The following is a 2,764-nucleotide window of genomic DNA, read 5'->3' on the forward strand; positions in this document are numbered from 1 at the left end:
GGACTCTGGCAATATATCTCCTTGCCGCGCGGGTGGCCGAGTGAAGACGAGGCCGGACGACCCGCGGCGGGTACCTTGAGAACCGGATACCGCGAAGAGACGGAAACAGTGGAGACACCATTTAGAAGGTGTCAGCAGTGATGTACTTTTCAAGATCAGTTGTGTAAGGTCTGACCTAGTCAGGCCCCGTTCAACTTTTCCTTAACCAGTTTACAGAACGCTAATACATCGAATGGAATCCGATCCAGCGAATGCTGGTCGGGACGGGCTCAACCTCGCCAACCATGATAGCGACCGGACGCATGTCCGGCCATCATATTGGACGGAGAGTTCGATCCTGGCTCAGGATGAACGCTGGCGGCGCGCCTAACACATGCAAGTCGAACGGCACCCACCCTCGGGTGGAAGCGAGTGGCGAACGGCTGAGTAACACGTGGAGAACCCGCCCCCTCCTCCGGGATAGCCTCGGGAAACCGTGGGTAATACCGGATGACCCCGCAGGGCCGCATGGCCCCGCGGGCAAAGCCCAGACGGGAGGGGATGGCTCCGCGGCCCATCAGGTAGACGGCGGGGTGACGGCCCACCGTGCCGACGACGGGTAGCCGGGTTGAGAGACCGACCGGCCAGATTGGGACTGAGACACGGCCCAGACTCCTACGGGAGGCAGCAGTGGGGAATCTTGCGCAATGGGGGGAACCCTGACGCAGCGACGCCGCGTGCGGGACGAAGGCCCTCGGGTCGTAAACCGCTTTCAGCAGGGATGAGACAAGACGGTACCTGCAGAAGAAGCCCCGGCTAACTACGTGCCAGCAGCCGCGGTAATACGTAGGGGGCGAGCGTTATCCGGATTCATTGGGCGTAAAGCGCGCGTAGGCGGCCCGGCAGGCAGGGGGTCAAATGGCGGGGCTCAACCCCGTCCCGCCCCCTGAACCGCCGGGCTCGGGTCCGGTAGGGGAGGGTGGAACACCCGGTGTAGCGGTGGAATGCGCAGATATCGGGTGGAACACCGGTGGCGAAGGCGGCCCTCTGGGCCGAGACCGACGCTGAGGCGCGAAAGCTGGGGGAGCGAACAGGATTAGATACCCTGGTAGTCCCAGCCGTAAACGATGGACGCTAGGTGTGGGGGGACGATCCCTCCGTGCCGCAGCCAACGCATTAAGCGTCCCGCCTGGGGAGTACGGCCGCAAGGCTAAAACTCAAAGGAATTGACGGGGGCCCGCACAAGCAGCGGAGCATGTGGCTTAATTCGAAGCAACGCGAAGAACCTTACCAGGGCTTGACATGACCGTGAAGCCGGGGAGACCCGGTGGCCGAGAGGAGCGGTCACAGGTGGTGCATGGCTGTCGTCAGCTCGTGTCGTGAGATGTTTGGTTAAGTCCAGCAACGAGCGCAACCCCCGCCGCATGTTGCCAGCACCCCGGGTGGGCACCCATGCGGGACCGCCGGAGTCAATCCGGAGGAGGGCGGGGACGACGTCAAGTCATCATGCCCCTTATGCCCTGGGCTGCACACGTGCTACAATGGCCGGTACAGCGGGATGCGATGGCGCGAGCCGGAGCGGATCCCTGAAAGCCGGCCCCAGTTCGGATTGGGGGCTGCAACCCGCCCCCATGAAGTCGGAGTTGCTAGTAATCGCGGATCAGCATGCCGCGGTGAATGCGTTCCCGGGCCTTGTACACACCGCCCGTCACACCACCCGAGTCGTCTGCACCCGAAGTCGCCGGCCCAACCGAGAGGGGGGAGGCGCCGAAGGTGTGGAGGGTGAGGGGGGTGAAGTCGTAACAAGGTAGCCGTACGGGAACGTGCGGCTGGATCACCTCCTTTCTAGGGAGCAATACCGCTTTCAGAAAGCACAAGAGAACCAAATCTCACAAAGTTACGGCGCAGGTGTGCCCGAGTCCCCACCGTCCCGTCCCTTCGCGTGTCCGGTCCCCGGGGTAGCCCCGCGTACCTTGAGAGCCGCATAGCGACAAGACGGATCTATAAACGATCTGATCGATTCTTCTATATTGAGATATGAGATATATCTTCCAATCTGCAAATATAGTAAGTTGCATGACGATCGCCGGTGGCGCGAGCCACCGAGCGTATGCGACACCCAGACATTCAAGTGTCTAGATACGGCGTCCCGCACGGTCGTGCGGGAAGATATCTAGGGCGCACGGCGGATGCCTTGGCACATGGAGCCGATGAAGGACGCGGCAAGCTGCGATAATCCGCGGTTAGGGGCACACACCCTTCGACCCGCGGGTCTCCGAATGGGCGAACCCGCCAGGAGAAGTCCTGGCACCCTCAGGATGAACACATAGTCCTGAGGGGGACAACCCGGGGAACTGAAACATCTAAGTACCCGGAGGAGAAGAAATCAACCTCGAGATTCCCCGAGTAGCGGCGAGCGAAAGGGGACCTAGGCCAAACCGTGGAGCGGGCGGGCGCCAGCCTTTACCGCCCACGGGGTTGTAGGGCCTCCCGCCCGGGAGCTGGCGCTCCCGGCGGGCATCCATCCAGGGGAGCCGAACGGCATGGGAAGGCCGGCGGCACAGGGTTAGGGCCCCGTAGGCGCACCCTGGGATGGAGCCCGGTGGAGGTACCTGAGTAGGGCCGGGCACGTGAAACCCGGTCCGAACCCGGGGGGACCACCCTCCAAGCCTGAATACTCCCATGTGACCGATAGCGCACCAGTACCGTGAGGGAAAGGTGAAAAGCACCCCGGGAGGGGAGTGAAACAGTACCTGAAACCGTGCGCCCGCAAGGCGTCGGAGCA

General features: G+C 62.6%; 2 rRNA genes (1 of these 2 cut by a window edge). Both read left to right on the plus strand.

The window, feature by feature from the left end:
• The first annotated feature begins 319 nt into the window (after nt 1-319).
• Nucleotides 320-1,824 (plus strand): 16S ribosomal RNA (locus FY258_RS07490).
• A 317-nt stretch (nt 1,825-2,141) separates the two neighbouring features.
• Nucleotides 2,142-2,764, plus strand: a 23S ribosomal RNA gene (locus FY258_RS07495); it runs 2,376 nt beyond the window's last position.
• The 16S and 23S rRNA genes sit together here, the layout of an rRNA operon.

Origin of the sequence: Collinsella intestinalis (assembly GCF_902364775.2) — a bacterium.
Classification (GTDB): domain Bacteria; phylum Actinomycetota; class Coriobacteriia; order Coriobacteriales; family Coriobacteriaceae; genus Collinsella.